The following is a 25,353-nucleotide window of genomic DNA, read 5'->3' on the forward strand; positions in this document are numbered from 1 at the left end:
GTCACACCGTCAAGAGTTTGCAGGAGAGTTTTCAGGATCCCTGGACCGCGACTGCCGCCCGGTCAAGTTCCAGTGCCTCGAGCATGGGGCGGAACTTGCTCCACGTCTCCGCCAGCTCAGCTGCGGGATTGGAACCGGCAACAATGCCGCAGCCGGCAAACAGCCGGACGGTGCGGGGATCCTCGACGACGGCGCCGCGCAGCGCGATGCCCCATTCCCCGTTGCCGTCGGCGTCCATCCAGCCGACCGGGCCGGCATACGGCCCGCGGTCCATGTGTTCAAGCTCGCTGATGAGTTCGCCGGCCACGCTGGTGGGGAAACCGCACACCGCGGCGGTGGGATGCAGTGCCTCCACCAGCGCCAGGGAGGTGGGGATCCCGCCGTCGTCCCCGGGTGCCAGATCGGCGGCAACATCGGAGGCCAGATGCCACACGTTGGGCAGCTCCAGCACGAAAGGCTCAGTGTGCGAAGTCATCGAGGAGGTGAACGGCTCCAGCTGACGGGTGAGGGAGTCGATCGCTATCTGGTGCTCGTGGCGCTGTTTGTCGGAACCGGCGAGCACCCGCTGCGCATAGTCCGGGTCATCCGCCGGTGCGCTGGCGCGGTCCAGGGTTCCGGCCAGCACACGGGCGCGGGCTACGCCGTGTTCCACCTTGATCAGCATTTCCGGCGTGGATCCGATCAGTCCGTCCACCGAATAGGTCCAGCAGCTGCGGTAGCGCAGGGCCAGCTCCCGCAGCACCTGCGCTGCGGAGACCGGCGATCCGAGCGACGCGACAATATCGCGGGCCAGCACGATCTTGCTCAGGTCCCCGGCATTGATGTGCGCCACGGACCGGGCGACGGCGTTCTTCCATTCCGCCTCGCTGAGGTTGCCCGGAAGGATGCGGTCTTCGGGATCCGGCTCCCGGGCGACGGGAACCTCGTCGAGATAGTGGGCCAGGGCCGTCTGCGCCGCGGCCAGGCTCAGCTCGGCGTTGGGGTCCGCGGTGGTCTGCGTGATCCAGGCGACACCGCCGCGGCAGCCCACAACAATCTCCGGAACGATCAGCCGGGATTCAAAGGGTGAGCGCTTGGAGAAGCCGAAGGAGCCGAACGCGGCCAGCCCGCTGCCGGGAACCGCCAGGGGATTCTCAATCTCGGCGCCGGCGGCAAGCTTCAGCCACCACTGCTGTGCATCGGCAAACCGTTCCGGCCCGGTCGCGGTGAACCGTGCACTTTCGCCAAAGCCCACCAAGCCCTCACCGCTGCGGATCCAGGCAAGCTGATCGTTGAGAACCAGGTACTCGAGCAGACCGATTGTGGCGGACAGCTCACCAATGGGCACGGTCAGGGAACGCAGGGTGGTCATAATGACTCCAGCCTACTCCCAGTGCTGATGTGCCGGAGGCTACCTGCACCGCACCTGCCCCGTACCTGCGCTCCGGTGCGGCCCTGCCCGGTCCGGGCAGGTGAGGGACTAGACACAGGCGGCGCGGGTTCGGTCCCCTGCACATTCTTTGAGACAATGATCGAGTGAATCGCGCATCGTTGGATAAACGCCCGGATGAAGTCGCTGCCATGTTTGACGACGTGGCACCGAAATACGACGTCGTGAACGACGTGCTGTCCCTCGGGCAGACACGCCGCTGGCGCCGGATCGTGGTGGACGCCGTCGGCGCCTCGCCCGGCCAGCGGGTCCTGGACCTGGCTGCCGGCACCGGAACCTCCAGCGAGCCCTACGCTGACGCCGGCATCAACGTGGTGGCCTGCGATTTCTCCCTGGGCATGCTCAAGGTGGGCAAGCGCCGCCGCCCCGACATCGACTTCGTGGCCGGTGACGCCACCAACCTGCCGTTCGAGGACAACTCCTTTGACGCGTCCACCATCTCCTTCGGGCTGCGCAACGTGAATGAGCCGAAAAAGGCCCTCGCCGAAATGCTGCGCGTGACCAAGCCCGGCGGCCGCCTGGTCATCGCCGAGTTCTCCGCGCCGACCGTGCCGGTGTGGCGCACTATGTACACCGAGTACCTGATGCGTGCCCTGCCGCCGATCGCCCGCAGGGTCGCGTCCAACCCCGACGCCTACGTTTACCTGGCCGAGTCCATCCGCGCCTGGCCCAACCAGGACGAACTGGCTGCCTGGGTCGCCGAATCCGGCTGGGACAACGTGGCCTACCGTAACCTCACCGGCGGCATCGTGGCTGTCCACCGAGCTGTGAAGCCGGGGAGGACAGCCATCTAAGTGAGTGTCCTCATTGTCGGAGCCGGCCCCGCCGGTTCCACCGCGGCCTACCACCTTGCCCGGGCCGGAGTGGAAGTCACCGTCCTGGAAAACCTCGTTTCCGCGGGAAAAGGTCTGCGGCGACGGGCTCACTCCGCGTGCCGTCCGTGAAGTCCAGCTTCTGGACCTGCCCCATGACGAAGCCGACGGCTGGCGCCGGAACAAGGGCCTGCGCCTGATTGCCGCCGGGCGCACCCTGGAGCTGCCCTGGCCGGTGCTTTCCGACTTCCCCGGCTACGGCCTGATCCGCACCCGGCTGGGCTTCGATGAAGCCCTGGCCCGCCATGCGCAGGCCGCAGGCGCGCGGATCCTGGAACGCCACGCGGTTACTTCCGCGGTGCGCGACGACACCGGCCGGGTCACCGGTGTGGTGGCCAACGTGCTCGACGACGCCGGCAAACGCACCGGCGAAACGCGGGAGTTCTCCGCCGACGTCGTCCTGGCCGCCGACGGCAACTCCAGCCGCACCGCGCTGAGCCTGGGCATCGAAAAGCGCGACGACCGGCCGCTGGGCGTGGCGGTTCGCACCTACTTCGAGAGCCCGCGCACCAACGATGACTGGATGGAAGGCTGGCTGGAACTTCCCGACGCGTCCGGAAACCCGCTGCCCGGCTACGGCTGGGTCTTCGGCGTGGGGGACGGCACCTCCAACGTGGGCCTGGGCATCCTGAACTCCTCGAAGGAATTCGGCAAGCTGGACTACCGGAAGGTGCTGCGCGAGTGGACCGCGGGCATGCCCGCGGAATGGGGCTTCAGCCCGGAGAACCAAGTGGGTGAAATCCGCGGTGCCGCGCTGCCGATGGGCTTCAACCGCACCCCGCACTACTCCCCGGGACTGCTGCTGCTCGGCGACGCCGGCGGGATGGTGTCCCCGTTCAACGGTGAGGGCATTTCCTACGCCATGGAGTCCGCCCGGTATGCCGCGGACTTCATCGTGGCCGCGCAAAGCGAAGCCCGCACACCGGGACTGCTGTCCGCAGCGGCGGCCTTTGACCGGCGTCTCGCCGGCTACTCCGACCACATCCGCGGCGAATGGGGCAGCCACTTCACCCTCGGCAGGATTTTCGCCGGGCTGATCGGCAAGCCCACCATCATGAAGCTCGCGCTGCGCACCGGCATGCCGATTCCGGTGCTGATGCGTTTCGTCGTGCGGATGCTGGCCAACCTCACGGACCACAGCAGCCGTGGTCTGGAGGATAGAGTTATTGCCGTGCTGGAAGCCCTGGTTCCGGCCGCCTCGAACCAAGATGCAGGACCCAGCCAGCCGTCCAACCCGCTCCGACGAAAAGTTAGTCTAAAACCGTGACTGAATCCTCGAACACCAGCCCGGATAGTGCCGCTGACGAGGCCGCGCCTGTGCTGCCGGCCGGGTTCGCGCTGATCGCCGAGGACCCGCAGCTGGGTCCGTCGATTGCTGCCTCCCTGGAGCAGGTTGAAGCCGAACTCCTGGACGCGATTTCCAACTCCGACCCCTTTGCCAACGCCACCTCGCGCCATTTGGCCGAGGCCGGCGGCAAGCGGATCCGTCCGCTGCTGACGCTGCTGGCCTCGCACCTGGGCCCGGAGGCGACCAATGCCAAGGTGATCCAGTCCGCCGTCGTCGTCGAGCTGACCCACCTGGCCACCCTGTACCACGACGACGTCATGGACTCCGCGCCGCTGCGCCGCGGCGCCCCGACTGCGCATGAGGTCTGGGGAAACTCGGTGGCAGTGCTGACCGGGGATCTGATTTTCGCCCGTGCCTCCTCCCTGGTGTCCGAACTGGGCGGGGAAGCCCTGGGCATCCAGGCACGCACCTTCGAACGGCTCTGCATGGGCCAGCTGCATGAGACGGTCGGCCCCAACGACGGCCAGGACCCGCTGGAACACTACCTCTCGGTGATCTCCGGCAAGACGGCGTCCCTCATCGCGGCCTCGGGCCAGCTGGGGGCGCTTTTCTCCGGAGCTCCCCGGCAGGCCATCGACATCATGGTGGAGTACGGCGAGAAGGTTGGCACCGCCTTCCAGCTGGCCGACGACGTCATTGACGTCACCGGCTTCGAAGCGAAGTCCGGCAAGACGCCGGGCACCGACCTGCGGGAAGGCGTTCCCACCCTGCCGGTGCTGCTGCTGCGGCGCAATGCCGCTGCCGGTGACGACGACGCCGCCGCCGTGCTGGAGCTGGTGGACGGAGACCTGAGTTCCGACGCCGCACTGGCGGCCGCCGTCGAAGCGCTGCGGGAAAACCGGGCCACGGCCGAAGCATGGGCTGTGGCCCGGCAGTGGGCGGACGAGGCCGTTGCGGTGCTGGAGCCGCTGCCCGACTCCGTGGTGAAGCAGGCCCTGGCCAGCTTCGCCCGCGCCGTGGTGGAGCGGGAAGTCTAGGAACTTTCCCCGCAGCCCGCCGGCCGGGACAGTTTACAAACCGAAGCTGGAAACGCTGAGCACGGCCCGCAGCTCCCCGGCTTTCCGCGCCCGGACAGCCGGATCCACGATCGGGCGCTTGGGCGTGAAGTAGAGTCCGTCGTCGTTCCAGCGGGGAAGGACATGCTGGTGGTAATGCCAGACATGCTGGCTGCCGGCCGGCTCGTTGTGCTGGCGCGTGGTGACGCCGTCGGGCCGCCAGGCCTTCTTGATGGCCACCGCTATGTCGCGGGTGACAATCATAAGGCGGGCGGCGACGTCGTCGGGCAGCTCATAGAGCAGCTCGAAATGCCCGCGCGGAGTCACCAGCACGTGGCCGGGCTCCGGATCGAAACCGTGCGATGCGATGAACGCCAGGACCAGCTCATCCGAGTAGACCAGGTCCGTCGGCTCACACAGGTTGCCCGGAGCCTTGAACTCCCCGGAGGCCATGTCGCAAAACGGGCACTGGTAATTCTCCGGTGCATGGCTGGGCCAGGCATCCTTCCGCGGCGCACCGCCAAGCGTGCCGGGCTGCTGCATGGGGGCTCCTTAGTTCGGGTCTTCCTCGAAGACCCACTCAAACATGTCGAAGACGTACTCGCTGAAAGTTCCCTCTTCGCTCTGCCAGCCGCCGCGGACGTTGTTGCGCCGCCATACGATCGGATCGGGAACGTCGAGCTGATCCACCCGGAAACCCCAGGCGTATTTCTCGTCCTCGTCTTCGAGGAAGAGCAGGTAGCCGTCTTCAACTTCGAGCTCGTCCGGGTCCCAGAAGAAGTGGAAGGCCTCCATCAGGTCTTCGCAGTTACCCAGGGCCAGGTAGAACTCCCGCAGCACCAGGGGAATGGTGAAGTCGTGGGCATCCAGCATTTCATTCAGGACGTCCGCCGGGATGCCGTCTTCCTCTTCGCGCCATTCATCCTCAAGATACTTGGGGACCAGGGCTTTGAATTTGTCCAGGAACATTTGACTCAATGGGGTCTCCAAAATTGCGGGTGGTGTACTTCAATCCTAGCGGGGTACGAAGGGCGCTCAGCGCACGCGCACGGCCAGCCGGGGATAGTTAAGCACCGCGCCGTCAGCATCCACGGTCAGTTCCGCGGTGAAGTCGCGGGTAGCCGAACTGTAGAGCACCACAGCGTAGCCGCGGTCGTCGTCGTACGCCGATACCTGTGAGTAGACCTGGTGGCTGGGGATCACCCGCAGACTGGGCATCTCCACCCAGGCCATGGTCAGCGGTGTATCGTCAACCGGCGCCGCGGAGTTCAGCAGGTCCAGCCTCAGGACGGGCATCGTGTTGGTCAGCGGGCACAGGGCCAGATCCACATCCTGCGCATTGTCCAGGAGGCGGGGGTCGCTCAGCCCGGGGTTGGGCAACCCGGCATCGCCGGTCACTTCGGTTTCCGCACTCCACTTTCCGTCGTCGGAGCGGGTGAGGTCGAGGGACCGCGACCAACCCGAAGCCTCGACCTGGATGCTGAACCGGCGGGTGACCCAGCCGGGGGACGTGGAGAGGGTCCAGGTGGCCGTGTAATCTTCCGTGGCGGAGGTGCCGCCGGCGGCAAGTTCGCGTTCCCGGAAGGACACAGCCGCAGTATCGCGGCGCGCGGGGTTGTCCACACCCTGCCAGCGGAATATCCGGGCGGGCCGCACGCTGTTGTCCATCCCTACACCCTATGGTTCACGGGCTGCGGGCGGCAACGAGGAGTTTGCCCGGCCGGGTGTCGGGATAATGCGGTTCCGGCCGCCCGAGCGTCGAGATGGCCCGGCTTCGGCTGATCGAGTGTCGGGGTAATGCGGCTCCGGCTGATCGAGTGTCGAGATGGCCCGGCTTCGGCTGATCGAGTGTCGGAGAAATGACTCTCTCAGAGACAGAGAACGCCATTGTCCCGACAGTCGACGGAGGGAAGGGGCATTTATCCGACATTGGGTATTGGGTGCTGGGAGCTGGGTGCCGGGGGGCTGAAGGATCCGGCCGGCCGGGCCACCGGATCAGGCTTGCCCGAGACCCAGCCGGCGGACGTGCAGCGCCAGGAACAGGTGCACACGGTCGGCGGTGACGGCCGGATCGTATCCGGTCAGATCAGCAATTTGCCCCAGCCGGTACCGGACGGTGTTCCGGTGCAGACCAAGGGCATCGGCCACGGCCGCCACCGATCCGTTCAGGGCCAGGTACTGCTCCAGCGTGTCCAGCAGGCGGGCATCGTGGAGGGCGTCGAAATCAGTCAGCGGGTCGAGCGCCTCCGCCGCCAAGTCCGCCAGCGGAACATCGGCGCCGGACATCAGCAGCGAGGTCAGGCTGAGCCGTTCGGGTGCGTTGATGCCCTGACCCCGCTGCAGCGATTCCTTGGCCTCGAAATAGCTCCAGCGCAGTCCCGCGGGTTCGGCGTAGGAACCGCCGAACCCGATCCTCGCGGTCAGGCCGGCGCCGTAGAGGTAGTCGCCGAGAATCCGGGCGAGCCCGGCGCCCTCGCCATCGGCCACCACCACGGCGAGCCGGCCGTCGACGACGGCGGTTGCGGCGCCGTCGAACGCCGCCGGAAGCGGCAGGGTGGGCAGCGCGCGGACCTGCCCGGAGGCAACCTCCACCAGGAACGTCAGCTGCCGCCGGGCAGTGGAAATCCCCGCACCCTGCAGCCGCAGAGCCGCTTCATTGCCGGTAAGTTGTCCGGCCACCACATCGGACAGCAGCTGTCCGGTGACTGCCCGGTCGCGGGCCCGCCGCCGGGCCTGGTTGCTCAGTTCCACACTGATGAGACTTTGCGCGTAAGCGACAATATCGGGGCGCCGGTACGGCTCGGTGATGGCCAGCGTGCAGCGGTCCCTCAGCCCGGTCGCGATCGGAATGCGGTGCCGGGAAACTGCCGCGCAACCGCCGGACTCCGAACCGCCGGAGTCCGAACCGCCGGAGGCCGGACGGTCAGCCTCCGAACCGCCGGAACCCTCCTCCGCAGCTGTCGTCAGGACGCATGCCCCGTACTGGTACAGCGCCACGTTGCTGCCCAGCAGTCCGGCAAGTTCCTCCAGCAATCCGGGCAGGCCGCTGCCGCCCAGCAGTGCGCCGGCCAAAGACTGGTGGGCAGCCAGCAGCTCCCGGAGCTGGGTGACGTGGTCAGCGGCCAGGGCGTCGGCAACCATCTTGCCCAGGGCGACGAACGGAGTGTCGTACGGCACCTCGAACACCGGCAGGCCGTGCAGGTCGGCGGCTTCAACCAGCGCCGCCGGGACCCTGGTGTGGCTTAGCCCGGTGCCGAAGCCGACGGCCACCGCGCCGGCGCGGTGCACGCTGCCCACAAAGCTGCGCTGCACGGCGCCCGTGCGCTGCCGCAGCCCGGTGGTCAGGACCACCTCACCGCCGCCCAGGAATGGAAACGGGTCCTCGAGCTCGGTAACCGCCACCCACTGCAGCGGTGCGGGGGAGCCGGAGCGGTTCCGTGCCGGCGCAGGTCCAGCTGCGGGGCAGCCAGCAGATCGGAAAGGTAAATCGGCATGGAGCAACTATAGGGGGACCGGGATTGTTCGCCTGCACAATTACGGACCGTGACTCTTGTTTGGTCGCCCCTTTGGATCAGGGGTCTTACAGCCTAAGTTGAGAGAAAGTCCCGGTCGACGGCGTCGGGCCTACACATCCTGAATCCTGAAAGGACACTGCGATGGCACAGACACTGCAGAACTTTATTAACGGAGAGTTTGTCCCGGCCCGGGGAACGGAACAGCTGGAGATCGTCAACCCGGTCAACGGCGAAGTGGTTGCCTCCTCCCCGGTGTCCGTTCAGGCCGACGTCGACGCCGCCATGGACGCTGCCCACACCGCGTTCAGGACCTGGAAACGCACGACACCGTCCGAGCGCCAGCGCATGCTGCTGCGCCTTGCCGACGCCTTGGAAGCCAACTCCGATGAGCTGGTTCAAGCCCAGCACCGCAACACCGGACAGGTGCCCTCGGTCATTGCCGCCGAAGAAGTGGCAGTGGGCGCGGACCAGCTGCGCTTCTTCGCCGGCGCGGCCCGCCTGCTCGAAGGGAAGGCCGCCGGGGAGTACATGGAAGGCCACACCTCCTTCGTCCGCCGCGAGCCGATCGGCGTCGTCGCGCAGGTGGCTCCGTGGAACTATCCGCTGCTGATGGCCGTCTGGAAAATCGGCCCCGCGCTCGCCGCCGGCAACACCGTGGTACTCAAGCCCTCCGACACCACGCCCGAATCCACCCTCGTGCTGGCGCGCCTGGCCGGGGAGATCTTTCCGGCCGGCGTCCTGAACGTCGTCCTGGGCACCGGTGAAACCGGATCCGCCATGGTGGACCATCCGACCCCGGGCCTGGTGTCCATTACCGGCTCCGTCCGGGCCGGCATCGCCGTGGCGTCCGGTGCAGCCAAGACGCTCAAGCGCGCGCACCTGGAACTGGGCGGCAAGGCACCTGCCGTAGTCTTCGCCGATGCAGACCTGCAGAAAACGGCCCAGGCCATCGCCGAGTTCTCCTTCTTTAACGCCGGGCAGGACTGCACCGCCATCACCCGCGTCCTGGTCGAGGAAGCCGCGCAGGAGGACTTCGTGGCCGCCCTGGTGGAACACACCAGGACCCTGCAGACCGGGCACGAGGATTCCGAGGAGAACTACTTTGGCCCGCTGAACAACATCAACCACTTCAACGCGGTCAATGCCGTCATCGACTCCCTGCCGGAGCACTGCCGCATCGCCACCGGCGGCAAGCGCGCCGGTTCCAAAGGCTTCTTCTTCGAGCCCACGGTGATCACCGGTGCCCGCCAGAATGATGACGTTGTGCAGAAGGAAACCTTTGGCCCGGTCATCACGGTGCAGTCCTTCAGCACCGAGGAGGAAGCCGTGGACATGGCCAACGATGTCGAATACGCCCTGGCCTCCAGCGTATGGACCACCAACCACGGCCGGGCCATGCGCCTGGCCCGCGACCTGGACTTCGGCGCCGTATGGATCAACACGCACATCCTGCTCACGGCCGAAATGCCGCACGGCGGGTTCAAGAGCTCCGGCTACGGCAAGGACCTCTCGATGTACGGCGTGGAGGACTACACCCGGATCAAGCACGTCATGACCGCCCTCGACGCCTGACCGGCACCGCAGCACTCACCACCGAGCAGCACTTACCACCATGCAGCACCGCTTGAAAGGCACACCCCATGAGCACCCACGCCGTCCAGCCCGCATACCGGCTCGAGCAGAAGCGCAGCATCAACGGATCCTTCCCGGGGCCCAAATCAGCCGAGCTCAATGCCCGCCGGGCGGCTGTGGTGGCCAGGGGAGTGGCCTCCTCCGTGCCGGTGTACGCCGCTGACGCCGACGGCGGAATCCTCCGGGACGTCGACGGCAACTCCTTCATTGACCTGGGCTCCGGCATTGCCGTGACCAGTGTCGGTGCCTCGGATCCCGCCGTCGCCGGCGCCGTGAAGGACCAAGTGGAGCACTTCACGCACACCTGCTTCATGGTGACCCCTTACGAGGGGTACATCGCGCTGGCCGAAAAGCTGCACGAGGTGACACCCGGGGACCATGACAAGCGCACGGTGTTGTTCAACTCCGGCGCCGAAGCCGTGGAAAACGCAATCAAGATCGCCCGCTCCGCCACCGGCCGCGACGCCGTCGTTGCCTTTGACCACGCCTACCACGGCCGCACCAACCTCACCATGGGCCTGACCGCCAAGGCCATGCCGTACAAGACCGGATTCGGGCCGTTTGCCTCCGAGATCTACCGGATGCCCATGAGCTATCCGTTCCGCGAGGAAAATCCGGAGATCACCGGCCCTGAGGCGGCCGACCGGGTGATTCTGGCCATTGAAAAACAAATTGGCGCCGACCGGACAGCCGCCATCCTGATTGAGCCGATCCAGGGCGAGGGCGGCTTCATCGTTCCGGCCGAGGGTTTCCTGCCGCGCCTGGCCGAGTGGGCCAAAGCCAACGGCATCGTCTTCATCGCGGACGAGGTGCAGTCGGGTTTCTGCCGCACCGGCGAGTGGTTCGCCGTGCAGCACGAAGGGGTTGTTCCGGACCTCATCACCATGGCCAAGGGTATTGCCGGCGGCATGCCGCTCTCAGCGGTCACCGGGCGCGCGGAACTGCTCGACGCCGTCCACGCGGGCGGTCTGGGCGGCACCTACGGCGGCAACCCCGTGGCGTGCGCTGCGGCACTGGCTGCGATCGAGACGATGGAAACGCAGGACCTGGCCGGCCGTGCCCGCCGCATCGAAGAGATCTGCGTACCGCGCCTGCAGAAGCTGGCCGACGACACCGGCGTGATCGGCGAGGTCCGGGGACGCGGAGCAATGCTGGCACTGGAGTTTGTGGTGCCCGGCACCAAGACGCCCGACGCCGCCGTCACCAAGGCTGTCGCGGCGGCCTGCCTGGCGGAGGGCGTCATCATCCTGACCTGCGGAACCTACGGCAACGTGGTGCGCCTGCTGCCGCCGCTGGTGATCGGTGACGATCTGCTGTCCGATGCCCTGGATGTGCTCGAAGCCGCCGTCCGCGCCCAGGCCTGAGCCGGGCCTAAGCGGGTCCGGACTCCAGCCTGAGTCCGGCCCGCCGGGCCAATCCGGTGATCAGGGCATCCAGTCCGGCCTCGAAGGCAATTTCCGCCGCCCGGCCCTCGGCCCGTCCGGACTGTTCCTGGACCGCCGCGGTGAAATGCGGGCTCTGCCCCGCCAAGGCGCCCGTGTCGAAGATGTCGTGCGGCGCCACGGCGTCGTACGCCGATCCGTAGATGAAGGATTCCAGTGCCACGATCGCCGGCACAATCTCCGCCGGCGGCCAGCCCGCGCGCACCAGCCCCTCCGTGACCGCCTCGTACATGGCCAGCGTGCGGGGCGCCCCGCTGACCTGAAGCACGGCAATGACTGGAATCAGCGGCGTGTGCCGCGCAAAAACACTCCGGTACGAACGTGCCCAGCCGCGCACTGCCTGATCCCACGGCAGCTCCGGGAAACCGGACGTGTCCACCGATGACATGACATGGTCCTGCAGCCAGCGGAGCACTTCCTGCTTGGAATCAACGTGGTTGTACAGCGCCGACGGAGCCACCCCCAGCCGCTTGGCCAGGGCCGACATGGTCAGGGCGCCGTAACCGCCCGCCCGGATGACCGCCAGTGCCGCCGCGGTGATCCGTTCCTGCGAAAGCACTTCCTTTACCGGCCGCCCGGCGCTCCTGCGGTGTGGTTCGTCCCTTGTCATGTGCCCAGTTCCCTCCCACGGGTCGGTCTTCATGGTTTCACAGCGCCGTCATTTCCCGTTCCTCGCTTCCCATGGGACGTGACCCACGCTACAGTCTTCTTCTAATAAATGAATAGCATTCATTTATTTACTGCTGGCGGCTCTTCCGGCCGCAGGAAAGGACGCTGTGAACACGCTGGAACGCGACGTTGTCATCATTGGAGGCGGCCCCTCGGGCCTGAGCGCGGCCCGCAGGCTGAAGGCCGCGGGGCTGTCGGTCGCCGTGCTGGAGGCCCGGGACCGGGTGGGCGGCCGCACCTGGACCGACACCATCGACGGAGCCCTGCTGGAGATTGGGGGCCAGTGGATTTCCCCGGACCAGACGGTGCTGGCCGCCCTTGTGGCGGAACTGGGCCTGGAAACCTTCGAACGGTACCGCGCCGGTGAGTCCGTCTACATCTCGCCGGACGGCACCCGGCGCACCTACACCGGCGACATGTTCCCGGCGGGGGAGCGGACCGAGAAGGAAATGCTCCGGCTGATCGGCCTCCTGGATGAGCTGGCCGCGGAAACCGACCCGGCCGCCCCCTGGAAGCATCCGCGCGCCCGGGAACTGGACACTATTTCCTTCTCCAGCTGGCTGCGTGGGCAGTCCGGCGACGAAGAGGCCTGCAACAACATCGGCCTGTTCGTGGCCGGCGGCATGCTGACCAAGCCCGCCCATGCCTTCTCGGTGCTCCAAGCGGTGCTGATGGCGGCGTCGGCCGGGTCCTTCTCCAATCTGGTGAACGAGGACTTCATCCTGGACCGGCGCGTTGCCGGCGGCATGCAGCAGGTCTCCGAGCGCATGGCCGCGGACCTGGGTGACGACGTCGTGCTTTCCAACCCCGTGCGCTTCCTGCGCTGGCCGGGGAGGACGGCACAGCGCACGACGGCGTGACCGCCGTTGCTGACAATGTCACCGTCCACGCCCGCTATGCCGTCATGGCCGTGCCGCCAAACCTCTATTCGCGGGTGTCCTTCGTTCCTCCGCTGCCGCGCCGCCAGCACCAGATGCACCAGCACCAGTCGCTCGGTCTGGTCATCAAGGTCCATGCCGTGTACGCCACACCGTTCTGGCGGGACAAGGGCCTCTCCGGCACCTGCTTTGGCGCCGGGGAACTGGTCCAGGAGGTCTACGACAACACCAACCACCAAGACCCCCGCGGCACACTGGTGGGGTTTGTCTCGGATGAAAAGGCCGACGCCATGTTCGAGCTTTCCGCTGAGGACCGCCGCCGGGCCATCCTGTCCTCCATTGCCGCCTTCCTCGGCGAAGAAGCGCTGACCCCGGAGGTCTACTACGAGTCCGACTGGGGCTCCGAGGAATGGACCCGCGGTGCCTATGCCGCCAGCTACGACCTCGGCGGCCTGCACCGCTTCGGCCCGGACCAGTTGGCGCCGGTGGGCCCGATCCACTGGTCCTGCTCCGACCTTGCCGCCGAGGGCTACCAGCATGTGGACGGTGCGGTCCGGATGGGCCTGCTCACCGCCGACCGGATCCTCGCCGCTGAGACAGCCGAAAAAACCACCGCAAATCCCGGAGCCGCCACAGCACCCGGACAGGGCTGACAAGGAGTCCGCATGCGCTATGTCGTCGGATACACCGCTAATGAGAGGGGCCGGGACGCCCTGAACCTGGCCGCCGTCCTGGCCCGAAGCCAGGACGCGGAGCTGGACCTGGTCATGATCGACCCGGTGCATTCTCCCTACACCGCCGTCTATCCGCCCGAAAGCGGCTACCGGGACCTGCTTGAGGAACAGCTCCAGATATGGCTGTCCGATGCCCTGGCCGCGGTTCCCGCCGACGTGCGGGCCGCCGGACACATCCGCAACGCCGACTCCGACGCCACCGGGCTGATAGCGGCAGCCGATGAACTGCACGCGGCGCTGATTGTGGTGGGCGCCGCCAGCAACGGACTGTTTAAGAGGTTCACCGTCGGCAGCGTCGCCAATGCGCTGCTGCACGCCGCCCAGGTGCCGGTGGCACTGGCGCCGCGGGGCTACAGCAGGACCGGGACGCTGACCCGGATCACCTGCGCGGTGGGCAACCGGCGGGGTTCCGAGGACGTGCTGGAAACAGCGGTGGCGACGGCGGCCCGCAGCGGACTTCCGCTGCGGCTGGTGTCGCTGGTCGCCCTGGATGCCTCCAGCCGGGACGCAAACGCCGTGCTGGAGGCGGACCTGCATGCTGCCGGCCGGCTGACCCGGGCACAGGAACTGGCGGCCGGCCGCTGTCCGGTAACCGCCGTCGTCGCGCAGGGCAGGACGATTGAAAACGCTATTGACGACCTCGAGTTCGATGACGGCGAAATCATGCTCATCGGGTCCAGCCGCCTGGCGGACAACAACCGCCTTTTCCTGGGGCCCACAGCCAGCAAGGTGCTGCGCAGCCTCCCCGTACCCATGGTCGTGGTGCCCCGGGATTTCCGGTCCCGTCCCGCCGGCGGCACGTCCCGTCCGACAGAGGTGACCGAATGAGCTCAAGCAGAATTGTCCCGCCCACGCAGGACCAGCCCGGCGGACTCAGCCGAAAGGGCCTGAAATCCGGAACCGTCGGGCTTCTCGGGGCCGTGGTGATTGGGGTGTCCTGCATTGCGCCGGCCTACACCCTGACCGCGGGCCTGGGCCCCACCGTCTCCGAGGTGGGGGTGCAGCTGCCGGCAATCTTCCTGGTGGGCTTCATTCCCATGATCCTGGTGGCACTGGGTTACCGGGAGCTAAACAACGCCATGCCGGATTCCGGCACGTCGTTCACCTGGGCCACGCGGGCCTTTGGACCGTGGGTGGGGTGGATGGGCGGCTGGGGCCTGATTGCGGCCACCATTATTGTGCTGTCCAACCTCGCGGCGGTGGCCGTCGATTTTTTCTATCTGATGCTCGCGCAGGTGACCGGCAACGACTCGCTGGCGGAGCTGACCACCAACCTGCCGCTGAACATCCTGACCACTGGCGTCTTCATTGCCGTGGCCTGCTGGATCTCCTACCGCGGGCTGGAAACCACCAAGGTGTTCCAGTACGTCCTGGTGGGCTTCCAGCTGCTGGTCCTGGGCTGGTTCTCAGTGGCGGCCTTTGTCCATGTTGGGGCGGGAACGGCCTTTGACGCCACCCCGGTCACCGCGGAATGGTTCAATCCCTTTGCGGTGGACTCCTTTTCGAGCTTCGCCGCCGGCGTCTCGCTCTCCATCTTTGTGTACTGGGGCTGGGACGTGACGCTGACCATGAACGAGGAAACGAAGGATCCCGGAAGACACCGGGGCGTGCCGCAACAGCGACGGTATTCGTGATCGTCGTGATCTACATGATGGTCTCCCTTGCAGTGCTGTCCTACGCCGGTGTGGGCGAAGGGGAACTGGGCGCCGGGAACCCCGAGAACCAGGAGAGCATCTTCGCGGTCCTGGCCGGTCCGGTCATGGGACCGTTTGCCATCCTGATGTCCCTGTCCATCCTCAGCAGTTCGGCCGCCTCGCTGCAGTCGACCTTCGTGTCGCCGGCACGCACACTGCTGGCCATGGGACATTACCGGGCCCTGCCCCGGCGCTTCGGCGGCATCAGCCCGGTGCACAAGTCGCCGGGGTACGCCACGATCGCCTCCGCGGTGGCCGCGGCCGGTTTCTACGCCGTCACCCGACTGCTCTCGGAAAACGCCCTGTGGGACACCATCACAGCCCTGGGCCTGATGATCTGCTTTTACTACGGGATCACCGCTCTGGCCTGCGTCTGGTATTTCCGGGCCGAGGCGTTCAGCGGGCTGCGCGATTTCCTGCTCAAGTTCCTGGCACCGCTGCTGGGCGCCGTCATTCTGTTCGTGATGTTCCTGAAGACCGCGGTCGACTCCATGGACCCGGACTACGGCTCCGGCTCCTCAGTAGGGGGAGTGGGGCTGGTCTTTGTGCTGGGCACCGGCGTCATAGCCCTGGGAGCCGTGCTGATGCTGCTGATGTATTACCGGAATCCCGGCTACTTCCGCGGGGAAACCCTGCGGCGGGGAACCTCCGCACATCAGGAGTAGTCCGCCGGCACAGTCTCCTGCGTGTCCCATTTGTTATGGGTGTTACTGGTGATAATGGAGGGGTTGTTGTCTATTGCAGAGGCCTACGGTATGTTCACATCGTTGCCCCGTGACGTTTTTACCGGGCACCGCAGCTCTCTGGGGAGGCTGTGCACGGTCTGGCTTTGATGTTTCGCTTCGGTGGTCATCGGGTCTCGAGGCATAAGGAAAGCCATTGCGCGTTAAGAAACTTGTGGGCGTTTTCACGGCGCTCGCCATAGCACTTTTGACGGCGGTGATCTCGATTCCGTCCGCCGCTGCCAGTTCCGCGGACGCGCAATTCGCCAACCGCCTGCATGTACTGATCAATGATTACCGGGCCCAGCACGCGCTGGCGCCGCTGGCCCTGGACGCACGGATGACCGCCGACTCCCAGTGGTGGACGCAGCAGTCCGCCGACCAGGCCAACATCCACGGCGCCGGCGTCTTCCAGCACAGCCCCGGGTCCTACGCCTTCCACGAAAACATCGTCTGGAACATGAGCGCCGAGCAGGCCTTCTCCTGGTGGGTAAACTCGCCAGCGCACCGCGCCAACATGCTTCGGGCCGCCGACACCCACATTGGAATCGGCGCCGTCCAGCTGACCGCAGGTCCCAACAAGGGGGTCTTCCTCGCCACAGCCCAGTTTGGCCGGTCTGCTGTGACGCCTCAGGATGAAGCAGCAGCCAGGGAAGCCGCTGAGCGCGCAGCAGCCGAAGCTGCGGCGGCGAAGGCTGCAGAAGAAGCAGCGGCGAAGGCTGCGGAAGAAGCAGCGGCGAAGGCTGCGGCAGACGCGGCAGCGGCGGAATCCGCAGCAAAGGCCGCCGCTGAAAAAGCGGCCGCCGACGCCGCGGCCAAGGCTGCCGCTGATAAGGCAGCAGCGGACGCCGCGGCCAAGGCAGCCGCTGAGAAGGCCGCCGAGGAGGCTGCAGCGCAGACACCGGCGCCTGGCGCCCCCGTGCCCGCACCGGACAACACCGAGCCTGCCAAGGACACAGCGGCAGAAGACAAGGCAGCCGAGGAGGCCGCGGCAGCTAAGGCAGCCGAGGAGGCCGCGGCAGCTAAGGCAGCCGAGGAGAAGGCAGCCGAGACCGCCGCAGCCAAGGCCGCAGAAGAGGCAGCAGCCCGGAAGACGGCCGAAGAGGCCGCGGCAGCCGCAGCGGCGGAAGCCGCGCAGCAGGCAGCCGATGAATTGGCAGCAGCCCGTGAAGCGGAAATCGCCGCGGAGCAGAACGCTGCAGCGTCCGAAGCGGCGCAGGCCGCCGAAGCTGACGCTGCGGAGCAGGCAGCCGCTGAAGAAGCGGCGGCCGCACAGGCAGCGGCGGAGAATGCAGCTGCCGAAGCAGCAGCGGTCCAGGCAGCTGAGAAGAAGGCCCGGGCGGCCGCCGCGGCCGCCATGGACCAGGTGGCGCTCGGAAACGACGCCATCCTGACCGACTCGGCACGCGGAACAGCCACGGCTACTGCTTCGGGCAGCCAGCTGCGCATTTCCGGCCTGGAAGCGGCAGCCTCCTATGAAGTGGTGCTTCCGTCCGCCGGCGTCAATCTGGGAATGACTGCTGCTGATGCCACCGGCTCCCTGGCCGTGGCCGTACCGGCCGTACTGGCGGCCGGCGAGCACAAGGTGGCACTGTTCCGCAACGGCGTCCTGTCCGGCTGGACCACGTTCACCGTGGAGCAGGCCGTCACGGTCCTGTCAGCCCAGCCGGCTCCGGCCGCTGCCGACGGCACGACCGAGCTGGCCGCGACCGGACTGAACGCCGCACAGCTGTCCATCGGCGGAATCGGCGCTCTGATGGCACTGACCGGGGGCGCGGCCCTGGTTGCCCTGCAGCGCCAGCGCAGCGCCTCGGCGCGGTAGCCGCAAACCGCACGGACCCCGGCACCGGGATTCGCGAAAGCCCCGCCCGCCGTCGCCGGCAGGCGGGGCTTTTCGTCGCCGCAGACAGCGCCGGCCTCAGGGCAGCGCCGGCCTCAGGCGGCAGCGCGGAGAATACGGTTCCGGCGGGGTCCGCCCATCATGTCGACGGTTAGGATGACCAGCGCCAGCCAGACCAGGCCGAATCCGGCCCAGCGTTCGGGCGGCATGACTTCCTTGAACACCGCCAGGGCGATGATGAACTGCAGGGTCGGCGCCAGATACTGCAGCATTCCCACCGTTGACAGGGGAAGGCGCCGGGCAGCGGCGCCAAAGAAGATCAGCGGAACAGCGGTCAGGACGCCGCTCGCCGCCAACAGCCAGAAATGTGCGGATCCGTTGGACAGAATGGTGGCGGTGCCGTTGACGGACATCCACACCAGGACAGCCGCCGCGACAGGGGTCAGGACGGCGGTTTCAATGGTCAGGCTCGAGATGGCGTCCACCTTGCCGCCCACTCCCTTCTTGACCAGCCCATAGGAGCCGAAGCTGAACGCCAGTATCAGGGCGATCCATGGGACAGCGCCGTATGCCAGTGCCAGGACCAGGACGGCAACAAAACCCACTCCCATGGCCACCCACTGCAGCGGCCGCAGCTTCTCGCGGAACACAAGGACACCCAGGAGCACCGAGACCAGCGGATTGATGAAGTAGCCCAGCGCTGCTTCCACGGCATGTTCATTCAGCACGGCCCAAGCGTAGGTCAGCCAGTTAACGGCGATGAGGGCGGCGGCTCCGCCCAGGGTGCCGACCAGGCGCAGGTTCCGCGCGGCGGCAGCCAACGTCTTCCACGACCGCATGAAAGTCAGCAGCGCGGCGCAGAACACCAGGGAGAAAACGATGCGCGATGCGACGATTTCCACGGCCCCGGCCGGAACCAGCACCATGAAGTACAGGGGGAGCAGGCCCCACAGCACGTATGCTCCGACGCCGAACAGGAGCCCCTGTTTGTTCTCGCCCGGCCCGGGACCCCGCGTGGCTGCCGGCGTACCGCCCGCGGTGCCGGCCGTCGTCGGGCCGGAAGCACCGGAAGCACCGGCGGATCCGCCGGTTGCCGCTGGTGTTGGTAAGCGGATGGACTCAGGTGAGGGTGCGGAGCGCCGGGCGCCTATTCCGTCGGATGCAGACACGTGATTCTCAACCCATTACGCGTGGAGAGTATTCCCGGGCACGCACTCCCAGTGTTGACGCCCATCCGTGGCGGCTGCGGCACCGAACCGTTTAGACGCCGCGGTGCCTGCGCATTTAGAATAGGAAACTGTGCGCTATTCCGCACAAGGTTTCCCCGAGACGAAGGACTATCAGTGTCTAATTCAGCCGCGGACCGGTCGCAGCGCCCCATGCGAGTCGCCATCATCGGCGCTGGCCCCGCCGGTGTTTACGCCGCAGATATCCTCACCAAAGCTGAACGGGACTTCGAGGTCAGCATCGACCTGTTCGACAAGTACCCGGCGCCCTACGGCCTCATCCGCTACGGCGTGGCGCCGGACCACCCGCGGATCAAGGGCATCGTTAATGCCCTGCACAAGGTCATGGACCGCGGCGACATCCGCTTCCTGGGAAATGTGCACTACGGCAAGGACCTGACCCTCACGGACTTCCGGCACTTCTACGACGCCATCATCTTTGCCACCGGCGCCATCAGGGACGCGGATATGAGCATCCCCGGCGTGGAGCTGGAAGGGTCCTTCGGCGGCGCCGACTTCGTCTCGTGGTACGACGGCCATCCCGATGTGTCCCGCGACTGGCCGCTGGACGCCAAGGAAGTTGCCGTGATCGGCAACGGCAACGTGGCCCTCGACGTCGCACGCATTCTCTCCAAGCACGCCGACGACCTGCTGACCACCGAGATTCCGGACAACGTCTACGAGGGCCTGAAAAAATCGCCCGTCACCGACGTGCACATCTTCGGCCGCCGCGGTCCGGCCCAGGTGAAGTTCACCCCGCTGGAGCTGCGTGAACTGTCCCATTCCCGCGACGTCGACATTGTGCTCTACCCGGAGGACTTCGAATTCGACGAAGGCTCCGACCAGCAGATCCGCACGAACAACCAGACCAAGACCATGGTCAACACGCTGACCAACTGGCTGGTCGAGGAGCAGGATACGGGGGCCTCCCGCCGCCTCCACCTGCACTTCCTGCACAGCCCGGTGGAGATTTACGAGGATCCCGCCAACCCGGGCAAGGTGGGCGGCATGAAGTTCGAGCGCAACGAACTCGACGGCACCGGCAACGCCCGCGGCACGGGGGAGATTGTCGACTACCCCGTGCAGGCCGTGTACCGGGCCATTGGATACTTCGGCTCGGAACTGCCGGAAGTCGGCTTCGACACCCGGCGGGGCGTCATTCCCAACGAGGGTGGCCGCGTGATCGACGAATCCGGCGCACCGGTGCCGGGGATCTACACCACCGGCTGGATTAAGCGCGGACCGGTGGGCCTGATCGGCCACACCAAGGGCGATGCCCTGGAGACTATTGGTTTTCTGCTCGAGGACCGGCTGAACCTGCCGGCGGCGCAGGAGCCGGAGGAAGATTCCATCATCAAGCTGCTCGAAGAGCGCGGCGTCGAGTACGTCACCTGGGAAGGCTGGCTGAAGCTGGACGCCTACGAACGGAGCCTGGGTGCCTCCTACGTCCACCCCGATCCGGCCACCGGCGAACTGATCCGTGAACGGGTGAAGGTTGTGGACCGCGAGGAAATGATCCGGGTCGCGCGGGGAGAATAACCCCGTTTCCCCGCCTGCCGCCCGGGCCCCCGCTTCCCCGTGGAAGCGGGGGCGGGGCATGGGTAGACTGTCACGCACACCACGGATTGGAATGCGGTGACGGCGGTCTCCTTATCAGCGCGGATAGGTCGGGGCAGTGCACAATTCGGAACATCTTCTACCTCCGCAGTGTTCCGCGGACGGACTCCAGCGCGCCGCCCGCCGGGCGCATGAAGGCCTGGGCACCGCTGATGGGTTCCAGCGCTGGCTGAGGGCTCCGGTCCGGGATTCCTGGCAGCGGTCGCTGCGCCACCACACGGATCCGGACAAGGCGGTGCCGAAACTCGTCTTCACTGGTTCGGAGCTCGAGGACTACCGGCGGGCACATCCCCTTTCGGCCGTCATGCCCGTCATTCGGCAGCTGCTGGTGCGCCCGGTTGCGGACAGCGGCCTGCTGGTGGCCGTGGGCGATGAGCTGGGCAGGCTGCTCTGGGTGGAGGGCGACGGCGAACTCAGCCGCCGGGCCGAGGGCATGCTCTTTATCCCCGGAACGGACTGGTCCGAGCAATCCATCGGCACGAGCGCCCCCGGCACGGCGCTGGCCTCCGGGAACAGCATCCAGATCGCCGGGGCGGAACATTTCAGCAGGCAGGTCCATTCCTGGAGCTGCACCGCGGTTCCGCTGCGCGATCCGGAGACCGGGTCAGTCCTGGGCGTGGTCGATATCACCGGCCGGGACCACGCGGTGGCTGAACACGCGCTGGCGCTGGTCGAGGCCACGGTCGCGGCCGCGCAAGCGCAGCTGCGGGTGGAACGGCTTCAGCAAGCGGACAGCGCCGGGCGGCGGCCGGCCGGAATACCACCCCTGCGTCCTGCGCGCCGCCGGCGCGCCCTGCCCGCAGAAACACCGGACAGCCTGCAGATCCTGGGCCGGGATTCAGCCGTGGTGACGGTGGGCGGCCGGTCCGCTGCCCTGAGCATCCGGCATTCCGAGTTGCTCACCCTCCTCGCACTGCAGAGTTGCTCACCCTCCTCGCACTGCACCCTGAAGGGCTCACCGCCGACGAACTCTCCGTCATGGTGTATCCCGAAAGCGCGTCGGTCAGCACCGTCCGCGCCGAGATGCTCCGGCTGCGGAACATGCTCGCCAAGCACAGCGAGGGCAGGCCGGAGCCGGCCCTGGTGCCGCAGTCCCGCCCCTACCGGCTGCCGCACGGACTGGCCGTCGATGCCCGGCAGGTGCTCGGCTACCTGGAGTGCGGGGCATACCGGCCGGCCCTGGACCTGTACCGCGGAGCCGTGCTGCCCCGCTCCGAAGCCCCGGCCATCGCCGCCCTGCGCAACGAAGTCAGCACCGTGCTGCGGGAAGCGGTGCTGTCGGACGCCGGCTCCGCCGTCCTGCTGGCGTACCTGTCCCTGGCGGAGGCCCGGAACGACGTCGAGGCCTGGTCCCTGGCCCTGCGGCTGCTGCCGCTGCGCTCACCCCGGCGGGCGGCCGTGGTGGCCCGGCTGGAGCGGTTGGAGAAGGAGCTGGGCTAGGCTCCGTCCGGGATGCGGCCGGCCGGTGGATGGACCCGGTGCCGGGGGTCTGCGTCGGGCCGGAGCACGGGAGCCAATGCAACCTTGGTGCAACGTGCGGTTCCGTAACCTCGGTACGTCAGACACCGACGTCGTCACCGCCAAGGAGCAGATATGACCGTATATGCGCAGCCCGGCACCGAGGGATCCAAGCTGTCCTTCAAGCCCCGTTACGAAAACTGGATCGGCGGGGAATGGGTGCCGCCGGTCAAGGGCGGCTACTTCGAAAACGTATCCCCGGTGACCGGAAAGGTATTCTGTGAGGTAGCCCGCGGCACCTCCGAGGACATCGATCTGGCGCTGGACGCAGCCCACAAGGCAGCGCCGGCCTGGGGCAAGACCTCCGTGGCGGAGCGGGCGCAGGTCCTGAACCGGATTGCCGACCGGATCGAGGAAAACCTGGAGCTGCTGGCCGTCGCCGAAACCTGGGACAACGGCAAGCCGGTCCGCGAGTCCCTGGCCGCCGACATGCCACTGGCCGTGGACCACTTCCGGTACTTCGCCGGGGCCGTCCGTGCCCAGGAAGGCTCCCTGTCCCAGATCGACGACGACACCACCGCCTATCACTTCCACGAGCCACTGGGCGTTGTGGGCCAGATCATTCCCTGGAACTTTCCCATCCTCATGGCCGTATGGAAGCTCGCCCCGGCGCTTGCGGCCGGCAACGCCATTGTCCTGAAGCCGGCCGAGCAGACCCCGGCCTCGATCATGGTGCTGATGGAACTCATCGCCGACATCCTGCCCGCCGGGGTGCTGAACGTGGTCAACGGATTCGGCGTGGAAGCCGGAAAGCCGCTGGCCTCATCCCCGCGGATCCGCAAGATCGCCTTCACCGGTGAAACCACCACCGGGCGGCTGATTATGCAGTACGCCTCCCAGAACCTGATCCCGGTCACCCTGGAGCTGGGCGGCAAGAGCCCGAACATCTTCTTCGCCGACGTCGCGCAGGAAAACGACGCGTTCTACGACAAGGCGCTGGAAGGCTTCAATATGTTCGCCCTGAACCAGGGCGAAGTGTGCACCTGCCCCTCGCGTGCGCTCATCCAGGACTCCTTCTACGACAGCTTCATGGCGGACGCGCTGGCCCGCACCGCGCAGATGGTCCAGGGCAACCCGCTGGACACCAACACCATGGTGGGTGCCCAGGCCTCCAACGACCAGCTGGAAAAGATCCTGTCCTACATGGACATTGCCCACCAGGAAGGCGCCAAGGTGCTCACCGGCGGCGAGCGGCTGATGCTCGACGGCGACCTCGCCGGCGGCTTCTATGTGAAGCCCACCGTCTTTGAAGGCACCAACAACATGCGCATCTTCCAGGAGGAGATCTTCGGCCCGGTGGTTTCCGTGACCCGCTTCTCGGACTACGGTGAAGCCCTGGCCATCGCCAACGACACCCTCTACGGACTCGGTGCCGGGGTATGGTCCCGCAACGGCAACACCGCCTACCGTGCCGGCAGGGACATCCAAGCCGGCCGGGTCTGGGTGAACAATTACCACGCCTACCCCGCGCATGCAGCGTTCGGCGGCTACAAGTCCTCCGGGATCGGCCGGGAAAACCACGCCATGATGCTGGACCACTACCAGCAGACCAAGAACCTGCTGGTCAGCTACGCCGAAAACAAGCAGGGCTTCTTCTAACCCCGGCGGGCCAAACCTACGCTGGACACCACCCCCGTGTGTACCAACGAAAGAGGATGCAATGGCGAGCATGCAAGCAGCAGTAGTGAACCACCTCGGTGAAGGCCTCTCCGTAGAGGACGTGGCGGTGCTGGAACCCGGGCCGGGGCAGGTGCTCGTCAAACTGGTCGCCACCGGCGTGTGCCATACGGACCTGCATGCCGCGGACGGCGACTGGCCGGTCAAGCCGACTCCGCCGTTCATCCCCGGCCACGAGGGGGTTGGCGAGGTAGTGCAGGCCGGTGACGGCGTCACCGACCTGCAACCCGGCGACATGGTGGGCAATGCCTGGCTCGCCTACGCGTGCGGCGTCTGCGAGTACTGCCGGACCGGTTGGGAAACCCTGTGCGAGGACCAGAAGAACAGCGGCTACTCGGTGGACGGATCCTTCGGCCAGTACATGCTGGTGGATGCCCGCTTCGCGGCCCGCATCCCCGAAGGCGCCGATCCGCAGGAGATCGCCCCGGTCCTTTGCGCCGGTGTCACGGTCTACAAGGGGCTGAAGGTGAGCGGGGCCCGTCCCGGGCAGTGGGTGGTCATCTCCGGTATCGGCGGACTGGGGCACGTGGCCGTGCAGTACGCCAAGGCCATGGGTCTGCGGGTGGCGGCAGTGGACATCGCTGACGACAAGCTGGAACTGGCGAAGAAGTACGGGGCCGAACTGCTGGTCAACGCCCGCAGCGAGGACCCGGCCCAAGCGATCCAGGACAAGGTGGGCGGCGCACATGCGGTTCTGGTAACCGCCGTCCACCCGGAGGCCTTCGGCCAGGCGATCGGGATGGCCCGGCGCGGCGGAACCATCGTCTTCGTCGGATTGCCGCCGGGTGATTTCCCAGCACCGATTTTCGATATCGTCCTGAAGGGCCTCACCATCAGGGGTTCGATTGTGGGGACCCGGCAGGATCTGGCGGAAGCGATCGATTTCTATGACCGCGGACTGATACATCCCAACATCACGACCCGAAACCTGGAGGAGATCAACGACATCATGAACGAGCTCAGGGAGGGCCGCGTGGACGGCCGGGTGGTGATCGGATACTGATGGGTACGCCGCCTGAGTTAAGTGCCGCCGGGGCATCAGGACTGGATGCCGCTGTCACGCTGCCAGGGGAGAACTACTCCCGGGTGGCGCTGACGCCCGCAGCGCAGGAACTGCTTCTGCAGCTGCGCGAACAGCACGGTCCGCTGATGTTCCACCAGTCGGGGGGATGCTGTGACGGTTCTTCGCCCATGTGCTATCCGGCCGGCGATTTCATCACCTCCGACGCCGACGTGCTGCTGGGAACCTTCGAGCTGGCGCCGGGGGAGGCCCTGGACTTCTGGATGTCCGCGGAACAGTTCGAATACTGGAAGCACACGCATTTGACGGTGGATGTGGTCCCGGGGCGGGGCAGCGGATTCTCGGTGGAGGCGCCGGAAGGCAAACGCTTCCTGATCCGTTCCCGGCTGATGGCCGGCTGACGCTGCCGGATGCGGGCGGTTCGCCGGCGAGAAGCGGAGGAAAGGCGCAACGGCCTCCGGGCATAGTAAGGTTGCTGTTTATTCTTCCGCTTCCCGCGGTAGTGTGCTTATGGACAGTATCTG

Annotated in this window: 20 protein-coding genes and 3 pseudogenes; 15 read left to right on the forward strand and 8 right to left on the reverse strand. The window is 66.8% G+C overall.

Going from position 1 to position 25,353, the window contains the following annotated elements; all coding sequences use genetic code 11:
- Positions 1-31: 31 nt before the first annotated feature.
- Complete coding sequence (locus OL239_RS04180; protein WP_442864217.1) at positions 32-1,351, reverse strand: isochorismate synthase; 1,320 nt, start codon at positions 1,349-1,351, stop codon at positions 32-34.
- Positions 1,352-1,515: 164 nt separating this feature from the next.
- Here OL239_RS04180 and OL239_RS04185 point away from each other — a divergent pair, with 164 nt between their 5' ends.
- The 4 genes and pseudogenes from OL239_RS04185 to OL239_RS04195 all read left to right on the forward strand — a co-directional run bounded on the left by OL239_RS04185 (position 1,516) and on the right by OL239_RS04195 (position 4,626).
- Complete coding sequence (locus OL239_RS04185) at positions 1,516-2,223, forward strand: demethylmenaquinone methyltransferase (RefSeq protein ID WP_268910862.1); 708 nt, start codon at positions 1,516-1,518, stop codon at positions 2,221-2,223.
- Positions 2,224-2,289, forward strand: a pseudogene (locus OL239_RS20010) (NAD(P)-binding protein); the annotation flags it as partial.
- On the forward strand, positions 2,279-3,568 hold the full coding sequence (locus tag OL239_RS04190; protein ID WP_442864218.1) for a geranylgeranyl reductase family protein: 1,290 nt from the start codon (positions 2,279-2,281) through the stop codon (positions 3,566-3,568). The pseudogene OL239_RS20010 and the gene OL239_RS04190, both read left to right, overlap by 11 nt.
- Positions 3,565-4,626, forward strand: a complete 1,062-nt coding sequence (locus OL239_RS04195) for a polyprenyl synthetase family protein (RefSeq protein WP_268910863.1) — start codon at positions 3,565-3,567, stop codon at positions 4,624-4,626. Before OL239_RS04190 ends, OL239_RS04195 begins: the two co-directional genes overlap by 4 nt.
- Before the next feature lie 33 nt (positions 4,627-4,659).
- Here OL239_RS04195 and OL239_RS04200 read toward each other — a convergent pair whose 3' ends face one another.
- The 4 genes from OL239_RS04200 to OL239_RS04215 all read right to left on the reverse strand — a co-directional run bounded on the left by OL239_RS04200 (position 4,660) and on the right by OL239_RS04215 (position 8,046).
- Positions 4,660-5,187, reverse strand: a complete 528-nt coding sequence (locus tag OL239_RS04200; protein ID WP_268910864.1) for an HIT family protein — start codon at positions 5,185-5,187, stop codon at positions 4,660-4,662.
- Between the two features lie 9 nt (positions 5,188-5,196).
- Positions 5,197-5,622: a hypothetical protein gene (locus OL239_RS04205; RefSeq protein WP_268910865.1), complete on the reverse strand. Its 426-nt coding sequence runs from the start codon at positions 5,620-5,622 to the stop codon at positions 5,197-5,199.
- 57 nt (positions 5,623-5,679) lie between these two features.
- On the reverse strand, positions 5,680-6,312 hold the full coding sequence (locus OL239_RS04210; protein WP_268910866.1) for a putative glycolipid-binding domain-containing protein: 633 nt from the start codon (positions 6,310-6,312) through the stop codon (positions 5,680-5,682).
- A gap of 327 nt (positions 6,313-6,639) precedes the next feature.
- A complete protein-coding gene (locus tag OL239_RS04215; protein ID WP_329609341.1) occupies positions 6,640-8,046 on the reverse strand; it encodes a PucR family transcriptional regulator in 1,407 nt (468 codons plus the stop codon).
- A 254-nt stretch (positions 8,047-8,300) separates the two neighbouring features.
- Between OL239_RS04215 and OL239_RS04220 the strand changes: the two genes are divergently transcribed.
- Together OL239_RS04220 and gabT are read left to right on the forward strand one after the other, a co-directional pair.
- Complete coding sequence (locus OL239_RS04220) at positions 8,301-9,731, forward strand: gamma-aminobutyraldehyde dehydrogenase (RefSeq protein ID WP_268910867.1); 1,431 nt, start codon at positions 8,301-8,303, stop codon at positions 9,729-9,731.
- Positions 9,732-9,799: 68 nt separating this feature from the next.
- Complete coding sequence (gene gabT / locus OL239_RS04225; RefSeq protein WP_268910868.1) at positions 9,800-11,155, forward strand: 4-aminobutyrate--2-oxoglutarate transaminase; 1,356 nt, start codon at positions 9,800-9,802, stop codon at positions 11,153-11,155.
- Between the two features lie 7 nt (positions 11,156-11,162).
- Here gabT and OL239_RS04230 read toward each other — a convergent pair whose 3' ends face one another.
- A complete protein-coding gene (locus OL239_RS04230; protein WP_268910869.1) occupies positions 11,163-11,792 on the reverse strand; it encodes a TetR/AcrR family transcriptional regulator in 630 nt (209 codons plus the stop codon).
- A gap of 217 nt (positions 11,793-12,009) precedes the next feature.
- Here OL239_RS04230 and OL239_RS04235 point away from each other — a divergent pair.
- The 4 genes and pseudogenes from OL239_RS04235 to OL239_RS04250 all read left to right on the forward strand — a co-directional run bounded on the left by OL239_RS04235 (position 12,010) and on the right by OL239_RS04250 (position 17,752).
- Positions 12,010-13,433 (forward strand): annotated as a pseudogene (locus OL239_RS04235) (flavin monoamine oxidase family protein).
- A 12-nt stretch (positions 13,434-13,445) separates the two neighbouring features.
- Positions 13,446-14,342, forward strand: a complete 897-nt coding sequence (locus OL239_RS04240) for a universal stress protein (RefSeq protein ID WP_268910870.1) — start codon at positions 13,446-13,448, stop codon at positions 14,340-14,342.
- A pseudogene (locus OL239_RS04245) lies at positions 14,339-15,873 on the forward strand (APC family permease). Before OL239_RS04240 ends, OL239_RS04245 begins: the two are co-directional and overlap by 4 nt.
- Before the next feature lie 214 nt (positions 15,874-16,087).
- On the forward strand, positions 16,088-17,752 hold the full coding sequence (locus OL239_RS04250) for a CAP domain-containing protein (protein ID WP_268910871.1): 1,665 nt from the start codon (positions 16,088-16,090) through the stop codon (positions 17,750-17,752).
- 113 nt (positions 17,753-17,865) lie between these two features.
- On the opposite strand, the gene rarD is transcribed toward OL239_RS04250, so the two are convergent.
- Positions 17,866-18,939 (reverse strand): EamA family transporter RarD, encoded by a 1,074-nt coding sequence (gene rarD / locus OL239_RS04255; RefSeq protein ID WP_268910872.1) that lies wholly within the window; start codon positions 18,937-18,939, stop codon positions 17,866-17,868.
- Positions 18,940-19,113: 174 nt separating this feature from the next.
- On the opposite strand from rarD, the gene OL239_RS04260 reads away from it, so the two are divergent.
- Positions 19,114-20,535: an FAD-dependent oxidoreductase gene (locus OL239_RS04260; protein ID WP_268910873.1), complete on the forward strand. Its 1,422-nt coding sequence runs from the start codon at positions 19,114-19,116 to the stop codon at positions 20,533-20,535.
- A gap of 157 nt (positions 20,536-20,692) precedes the next feature.
- Here the strand turns inward: OL239_RS04260 and OL239_RS19310 are convergent, their stop codons facing one another.
- Positions 20,693-21,172, reverse strand: a complete 480-nt coding sequence (locus OL239_RS19310; protein WP_329609430.1) for a hypothetical protein — start codon at positions 21,170-21,172, stop codon at positions 20,693-20,695.
- Between OL239_RS19310 and OL239_RS04265 the strand changes: the two genes are divergently transcribed.
- The 4 genes from OL239_RS04265 (at position 21,086) to OL239_RS04280 (ending at position 25,230) form a co-directional block, all read left to right on the forward strand.
- The gene (locus OL239_RS04265) at positions 21,086-22,210 is read left to right on the forward strand and encodes a GAF domain-containing protein (protein ID WP_329609395.1); all 1,125 of its coding nucleotides are present in this window, start codon (positions 21,086-21,088) and stop codon (positions 22,208-22,210) included. The genes OL239_RS19310 and OL239_RS04265 overlap by 87 nt on opposite strands.
- Positions 22,207-23,730, forward strand: coding sequence for an acetaldehyde dehydrogenase ExaC (exaC, locus tag OL239_RS04270; RefSeq protein ID WP_268910874.1), 1,524 nt, complete (start codon positions 22,207-22,209; stop codon positions 23,728-23,730). Before OL239_RS04265 ends, exaC begins: the two co-directional genes overlap by 4 nt.
- Positions 23,731-23,791: 61 nt before the next feature.
- Entirely contained in the window at positions 23,792-24,811 is a 1,020-nt protein-coding gene (adhP, locus tag OL239_RS04275; protein WP_268910875.1) for an alcohol dehydrogenase AdhP, read from the forward strand.
- Positions 24,811-25,230: a DUF779 domain-containing protein gene (locus tag OL239_RS04280; protein WP_268910876.1), complete on the forward strand. Its 420-nt coding sequence runs from the start codon at positions 24,811-24,813 to the stop codon at positions 25,228-25,230. Before adhP ends, OL239_RS04280 begins: the two co-directional genes overlap by 1 nt.
- Positions 25,231-25,353: the final 123 nt, after the last annotated feature.

Origin of the sequence: Arthrobacter sp. ATA002 (assembly GCF_026898095.1) — a bacterium.
GTDB lineage: Bacteria > Actinomycetota > Actinomycetes > Actinomycetales > Micrococcaceae > Arthrobacter_B.